The sequence below is a fragment of the Solidesulfovibrio aerotolerans genome (assembly GCF_009856865.1).
In the GTDB taxonomy this organism is placed as follows: Bacteria; Desulfobacterota; Desulfovibrionia; order Desulfovibrionales; family Desulfovibrionaceae; genus Solidesulfovibrio; species Solidesulfovibrio aerotolerans.
The window spans coordinates 1-6,656 of the sequence record NZ_WVUD01000080.1 but is presented as its reverse complement, the minus strand read 5'-3'; the positions used below and the strand labels follow the sequence as shown (position 1 = coordinate 6,656).

Genomic DNA, 6,656 nt, shown 5'->3' with positions numbered 1-6,656 from the left:
AGGTGGGGGTCTGGGGGAGGAAACCCCTTTTTTCAAAAAGGGGTTTCCTCCCCCAGCCGCCGGAGGCAAATACACATGGAACTACGCGGAACAACGATACTGGCGGTGCGCACCGAGGCCGGGGTGGCCGTGGCCGGCGATGGCCAGGTGACGCTGGGACAGGCTATTGCCGTCAAGCACACGGCGCGCAAGGTGCGGCGCATGTACAAGGACAAGGTGGTCATCGGTTTTGCCGGGGCCACGGCCGATGCCTTCACCTTATTTGAGCGGTTTGAGGCCAAGCTGGAAGAATTTGGCGGCAATCTGGTGCGCGCCAGCGTGGAGCTGGCCAAGGATTGGCGCAAGGACAAATATCTGCGAAGATTGGAAGCCATGATGATCGTGGCCGACGCCGGCAATGTGCTCATGCTGTCCGGCACGGGCGATGTGATTGAACCGGACGACGGCGTTGCAGCCATTGGCTCGGGCGGCCCCTACGCCCTGGCGGCGGCCCGGGCGCTTTTGCGCAACACCGACTTGTCGCCCCGCGACATTGCGGAAAAATCCATGGCCATCGCCGCCGAGTTGTGCGTCTACACCAACGACCGTCTGGTAGTTGAGACCCTTGACCGGGCCGAATAAGGAGTTGCCGTGCACGCCAGTCTGACGCCGCGCGAGATCGTTTCCGAACTCGACAAATATATCATCGGCCAAAACGACGCCAAGCGCATGGTAGCCATTGCCATGCGCAACCGCTGGCGTCGCCAGCAGATCGAACCGGTCTTGCGCGAGGAAATCGCGCCCAAAAACATCATCATGATCGGACCCACGGGCGTGGGCAAGACCGAGATTGCCAGGCGTCTGGCCAAACTGGCCGGTTCGCCTTTTTTCAAGGTCGAGGCTACCAAATTCACCGAGGTCGGCTATGTCGGCCGCGACGTGGAATCCATGGTGCGCGATCTCATGGAGATCGGGGTCAATCTGGTGCGCAAGGAAGAGTTGGACCGGGTGGCGGTCAAGGCCGAAAAAGCGGCCGAGGAACGGCTGCTCGATCTGCTGCTGCCCGAATCCGCACACACGGGTATGGCCCCTATTCCAATGATGTCGGCCCTTGAGGCACCGGCCGTGCCGCCCGAGGGTACGAGCCTCTCCACGCGGGAAAAGCTGCGCAAACTGTGGCGCGAGGGCAAACTCGACGACCGCATGGTGCCGGTGGAAGTGACCGTCCCCTCGCCGCAGGTGGAAATCATGTCCATGCCGGGCATGGAAGACATGGGCGGCCAGTTCAAGGACATGTTTTCCAAGGTCTTCCCCCAGCGCAAAAAGACGCGCACCATGCGGGTGCGCGACGCCTACGAGGTGCTGTTGCAGGAGGAATCCGAGCGGCTGGTGGACATGGACAAAGTGGCCGAGACAGCCAAGGAACGCGTGGAGCAGACGGGCATCATCTTTATTGACGAGATCGACAAGATCTGTGGCAAGCACGGCGGCGGCCAGGGGCCGGACGTGTCGCGCGAGGGCGTACAGCGCGATCTGCTGCCCGTGGTCGAAGGCTGCGTGGTCAACACCAAGCACGGTATGGTCAAAACCGACCATATCCTTTTCATTGCCGCCGGCGCGTTTCACTTCTCCAAGCCCTCCGATCTGGTGCCGGAGTTGCAAGGCCGTTTTCCGCTGCGGGTGGAGTTGCGGGCCCTGACCGCCGAGGATTTCTACCGCATCCTCACCGAGCCGCAAAACGCCCTGACCGTGCAGTACCGCGCCCTTTTGGCCACCGAGGGCGTGACGCTTGAATATACCGACGAAGCCCTGCGCGAAGTGGCGGCCTTTGCCCAGCGCGTCAACGAGGAAACGGAAAACATCGGAGCCAGACGGCTTTACACCATCATGGAAAAGATCCTGTCCGATCTGTCCTTTGCCGCCTCGGACCAAGGCGGGCGAACCGTGGTCGTGGACCCGGACTACGTGCGCGAAAACCTCGCCGACGTGGCCGAGGACCGGGATTTGTCCCGCTACATTCTCTAGACAACCGGAGAACTGATGATGAACCGTGAACACGCCAAGGCGCATCTGCTGCTGGAGGCCCTGCCCTATATCCGCCAGTTTTTCGGCAAGACCGTGGTCATCAAATACGGCGGCCACGCCATGGTGGATGAACATCTCCAGGAAAGCTTCGCGCTTAACGTCATCCTGCTCAAATACATCGGCATCAATCCCGTCATCGTCCACGGCGGCGGCCCGCAGATCGGCCAGATGCTCAAGCAGCTCAATATCACCAGCGAATTCCGCCAGGGCCTTCGCGTCACCGACGACGCCACCATGGACGTGGTGGAAATGGTGCTGGTCGGCAAGGTCAACAAGAACATCGTCAACCTGATCAACTTAAATGGCGGCACGGCCGTGGGCCTGTCCGGCAAAGACGGCCGGCTCATCACCGCCAGAAAGCTCGAAATGGTGCTGGAACGCGACGACGCCCCGCCCGAGATCATCGATCTGGGCAAGGTCGGCGAAGTCACCGGCATCAACACCGAACTGATCACCACGTTGCTGGACAAAGGCTTTATTCCGGTCATCGCCCCGGTTGGCGTCAACGAACAGGGCGAAACCTTTAATATAAACGCCGACAGCGTGGCCGGTGCCCTGGCCGCCGCCCTGGGGGCCAAGCGGCTGGTCTTGTTAACCGACGTGTCCGGCGTGCTCGACAAAGACAAAACACTCATTTCCTCCCTCGACATCAGGGAAGCCTCCCAGGCCATGGCCGATGGCGTGCTCAAGGGTGGCATGATCCCCAAAGTCGCCTGCTGCATGGAGGCGGTCGATGCGGGCGTGGAAAAAGCGCATATCCTCGACGGGCGGGTCGAAAACTGCATTATCCTCGAATTTTTCACCAACTCCGGCGTCGGCACCGAAATCGTGTGCAAACGGTGTCAGTTATAGAGGGGAGTGGAGAGAAGAGTTGAGGAGAGAATAGAAGAGAAGCGAAGGCAGAAGATGCCTCCGGCGGCCGGGGGGGATAATCCCCCCCGGACCCCCTTGAGAGGAGAGTTTTTTAAGGGGGTTGCGTTGGGGAGGCGTCACCCCTCTATCCCCTTGCCTTCCAGGAGGGATTCCAAAGGGGCCACCCCTTTGGCCGCCGGAGGCACTCTTACGCCTGCGCCTGCGGCATCCCGGCGGCCAAGCGTTCGCCGAGGGCGAAGGCTTTGGCCAGATCCTGGGGGAACACTTCGGCCCGGCGTTTGGCTTTGGCGTCGGCGTCCCAGACGGTGCAGAGGTATTTGGCATAGTCATCGAACTGGTAGGTATCGGTGACGGTCAGCACCTCGCAGGCTCCGAACGTGCGCTCCATAAAGCCTCTGGCGCGCTCGATGAACGAATCGTACTGCCGCTCGACGATGGCTGCTTCGGGTACGTTCATGTCGTAGATCAGGGCGGTGGGGATTGGGCGGGGAAAAATCGAGGCATAGCCCGGGGTGTAGGTGAGGTAGGGGAAGAGCAGGCGTTCCATGAAGGAGCGCGTTTCCCCGGTTTCCGCGCCGAAATAGACCGGCGTGCCGATGATGAGCGCGTCGGCGGCGGCCGCCTCGGCCAAGAGCGGCTTGAGTTCGTCTTTGACGGCACACTGGCCGTAATTCTTGCCGCCCAGGCGCTTGCACTCAAAGCAGCTGATGCAGCCCTTGTAGGCATAGTCGTAGAGGTGGACAAGTTTCGTTGTCGCGCCGGCTGCGGCCGCACCTTCCAGGGCGCTGCCAAGCAGCATGGCGGTATTCCACTTCTTGCGCGGACTGCCATTTATGGCCAAAATGTTCATGCGTACTGCCTCCTCGGCTGGATATGGCTATCGTGTACGCATATGTCGCGGGCCGTGCAATGGCTTCCCAAAGAGGTACTGAGGCACTTTAACGATACTGCTGCCGCGCCGTCGCCTCACCTGCCTGCCGTGCCGCACCGCCTCCTGGCGGCCCGCCCGGTGTCCGAGACGAGACGCGCCCGGCCGTTGCGCAACCGCAGCCTGGGCCGCCGCGGGCGTTCCCTGCCGGCCACCGCTCGCCCTACCGCCTCTTATTCCACCAGCAGCACGCTGTCTTCGCCGTCGAGTTCGGCCACGGCCACGTCCACATGCTCGCCGGGCTCGGTGTGCACCCGTTTGCCCACGTAATCGGCCTGGATGGGCAGTTCGCGGTGGCCGCGCCGGTCAATGAGCACCAGCAGTTCCACGCGCTTGGGGCGACCGTAGTCCAGCAGCGCTTCCAGGGCGGCCCGGATGGTGCGGCCGGAAAAAAGCACATCGTCGATAAGCACCACGCTTTTCCCGTCCAGGGAAAAAGCGATCTCCGACGGTCCCACTTGCGGTTGGATATCGCGGGTGGTCCAGTCGTCGCGGTACAGATTGATGTCGAGTTTGCCCAGGGGCACGTCGCACTTGCCCCGGGCGTCGATGAGCGTTTTAAGCCGCGTGGCCAATTCCGCCCCGCGTCGCTGGATACCAACCAGAGCCAGTTCGCAGGTCGGGTCGCGGCGTTCGATAATTTCAAAAGCGAGCCGGTCCAGGGTGCGGCGGACCTCGCCCCCGGTCATCATTTTTTTGCGTTTGGTCACAGGCGTTTCCCCCAGGCTTTTGCCACTTCTAGCCTAGAAAGCGAAACTCTGGCAATCGCCTCGCCCGGCCGCCGCGCCTCGGGCCGGCCGCAAGCTATTTGACTTTCTGATCGGTCATGCTTAGTTGCATTGAACGAGCTTGTCCTACGGAGGTTCCCATGGTTGAATTGACTGATGCGGCAAAGTCCCAGTTGGATGGGTATTTTGCCGATAAGGAAAAGGCCCCGATCCGGATTTACCTGTCGTCCGGGGGCTGAGCTGGCCCCAAATTAGCGCTGGCTCTGGATGAGCCGCGCGATGCGGACGAGGTGCTTGACGTTTCCGGGTTTACGTTTGTCATAGAAAAAGAACTCTACGAGAAGGCTTCGCCGCTTAAGGTTGACATGACCTACATGGGCTTCTCGGTATCTTCCAGCATGGAACTTGGTGGCGGCGGCGGTTGCGGCTCGTCCTGTTCCAGCAGCGGTTCCTGCTCGGTGTAAAAGCCCGGCCTTCCCCTTCGACCCGTATACATGGGCCGGCTGTTTCAACTGCCGGCCCTTTTTCTTGTTGCCGGCCCACGCGACAGCGCCCGGGGCCTTGCGGGGCCGGTCTTTGCAGCCGTGTCCGGCGGCGGACCCATCGCCTTTTTCTTTTCAAAAGTCACAATTCGATCAGACAGGCTTATTTGACAATCCTATTTGGCATGATTACCCAAGGGTATCTCTCGCCTGGAGGTATCCATGGTTTCTTTGAGCGACTCGGCTCGGGCAGAACTCGACAATTACTTTGCCGACAAACAGAAAACCCCCATACGCGTATATCTGAACAAAGGCGGCTGTTGCGGACCATCCCTGACGCTGGCCCTGGACGAAGCCCGCGACAATGACGACGTGTTTGATTTAAACGGCTACACCTTTGTCGTGGACAAGGAACTGATCGCCATGGCCAGCCCCATTACCGTGGACATGACCGATTACGGCTTCGCAGTGGGTTCCAGCCTGGAGCTTGGCGGCGGTTCCTGCGGCTCCGGCGGGTGCGGCAGCGGTGGCGGCGGCGGCTGCGGCAGTGGAGCCGGCGGCAGTTCCTGCGGCTGCTCCTAAGCGCGACCGACGCAGCACCGACGCAGCACCGACGCAGCACCGACGCAGTCTGGGGCCGGCCAAATGGCCGGCCCCAGCTATTTGATCTTCTTGTATGGCGAGGAAGAGGAACGACCAGAGGCAATTGCGACACCGCCTCATGCGGCGGCCAAAACAAAACCCGTGTGCTTTTTAAACAATGACAACATATTCCAGGCGTTAAAGTCTAAAAAAACACCACAGGCAATCGCAAGCGCAACAGAAACAATGCCCAAGGACCGACAACGGCCGGCCCACTGTGCCGGCATTATTGGTTGAGCAAGAGGAGATCAAGAGGAGCATTGTTTACAATCCCATCAGAGTTGACGGTGACCAAAAGATAACTGTTTGGATCGACACCCTGGTCGAACTCCAGGAGTACTCTCCCCATCCGTTCCTGGAGCGCGTAAGCGTACGCTGAGGGGGCTACCTGCATCATGACATTGAGATAGGTGTTGTAGTTCGTGGGGTTATTGGGTTGCGCCCTGGCACCGAAAAGGCCTTGTCCACCCGGCGTGTTGGCGCGGGCTATTGTTGTCCCATCGGGCATGTTACCTCCCCACCATTGTGTACTGGAGAGATTGCCAATGGCGGTGCCATTAAACTGGACCGTGCTTCCAGGGAAACCGTAATTCAGTCCTGTCAGCAGATCAGCGACAACCCAGCCAAAGACATTATTTGTAATCCCTGAAGTTGTGCCGGAGTTCCCATCAAATGTCCAAGTAAATGGAGGATTCCCTCCATAAATACCATTTTGTATATTCAAGTCATTACTGTCCGGCTAAGAAAAGGCTTGACGCCTGAAAGCGACAACTGGTGCAAGCTCATGATGCCTTTCCACTTAGGCGATCAATTTTCATTACTGTCCGGCTAAGAAAAGGCTTGACGCCTGAAAGCGACAACTGGTGCAAGCTCATGATGCCTTTCCACTTAGGCGATCAATTTTGAAAAAATGGCATAAATTGCCATGACATCAAGTTC

General features: G+C 59.6%; 8 protein-coding genes. 5 read left to right on the top strand and 3 right to left on the bottom strand.

Going from position 1 to position 6,656, the window contains the following annotated elements:
- Nucleotides 1-75: 75 nt before the first annotated feature.
- From hslV to argB, 3 genes are read left to right on the top strand one after another with little or no spacing between them, the layout of a single operon-like run.
- Nucleotides 76-621, top strand: a complete 546-nt coding sequence (hslV, locus tag GTA51_RS19795) for an ATP-dependent protease subunit HslV (protein WP_160964208.1) — start codon at nt 76-78, stop codon at nt 619-621.
- 9 nt (nt 622-630) lie between these two features.
- Nucleotides 631-2,004, top strand: a complete 1,374-nt coding sequence (gene hslU / locus GTA51_RS19790; protein WP_160964206.1) for an ATP-dependent protease ATPase subunit HslU — start codon at nt 631-633, stop codon at nt 2,002-2,004.
- Nucleotides 2,005-2,022: 18 nt separating this feature from the next.
- Complete coding sequence (gene argB, locus GTA51_RS19785) at nt 2,023-2,916, top strand: acetylglutamate kinase (RefSeq protein WP_160964212.1); 894 nt, start codon at nt 2,023-2,025, stop codon at nt 2,914-2,916.
- A gap of 208 nt (nt 2,917-3,124) precedes the next feature.
- On the opposite strand, the gene GTA51_RS19780 is transcribed toward argB, so the two are convergent.
- A complete protein-coding gene (locus tag GTA51_RS19780; RefSeq protein WP_160964204.1) occupies nt 3,125-3,787 on the bottom strand; it encodes a flavodoxin family protein in 663 nt (220 codons plus the stop codon).
- A gap of 251 nt (nt 3,788-4,038) precedes the next feature.
- The gene (pyrR, locus tag GTA51_RS19775) at nt 4,039-4,575 is read right to left on the bottom strand and encodes a bifunctional pyr operon transcriptional regulator/uracil phosphoribosyltransferase PyrR (RefSeq protein ID WP_343039541.1); all 537 of its coding nucleotides are present in this window, start codon (nt 4,573-4,575) and stop codon (nt 4,039-4,041) included.
- Nucleotides 4,576-4,733: 158 nt separating this feature from the next.
- On the opposite strand from pyrR, the gene GTA51_RS21120 reads away from it, so the two are divergent.
- Nucleotides 4,734-5,057 (top strand): IscA/HesB family protein, encoded by a 324-nt coding sequence (locus GTA51_RS21120; protein ID WP_246198251.1) that lies wholly within the window; start codon nt 4,734-4,736, stop codon nt 5,055-5,057.
- A gap of 240 nt (nt 5,058-5,297) precedes the next feature.
- Nucleotides 5,298-5,657, top strand: a complete 360-nt coding sequence (locus GTA51_RS19765) for an IscA/HesB family protein (protein ID WP_160964200.1) — start codon at nt 5,298-5,300, stop codon at nt 5,655-5,657.
- A gap of 286 nt (nt 5,658-5,943) precedes the next feature.
- Here GTA51_RS19765 and GTA51_RS19760 read toward each other — a convergent pair whose 3' ends face one another.
- On the bottom strand, nt 5,944-6,441 hold the full coding sequence (locus tag GTA51_RS19760; protein ID WP_160964198.1) for a hypothetical protein: 498 nt from the start codon (nt 6,439-6,441) through the stop codon (nt 5,944-5,946).
- Between the last annotated feature and the right edge of the window lie 215 nt (nt 6,442-6,656).

Coding starts and splice junctions, on each gene's coding strand:
- argB (WP_160964212.1), top strand. CDS start 2,023: ATGAACCGTGAACACGCCAAGGCGCATCTGCTGCTGGAGGCCCTGCCC.
- GTA51_RS19780 (WP_160964204.1), bottom strand. CDS start 3,787: ATGAACATTTTGGCCATAAATGGCAGTCCGCGCAAGAAGTGGAATACC.
- hslV (WP_160964208.1), top strand. CDS start 76: ATGGAACTACGCGGAACAACGATACTGGCGGTGCGCACCGAGGCCGGG.
- GTA51_RS19765 (WP_160964200.1), top strand. CDS start 5,298: ATGGTTTCTTTGAGCGACTCGGCTCGGGCAGAACTCGACAATTACTTT.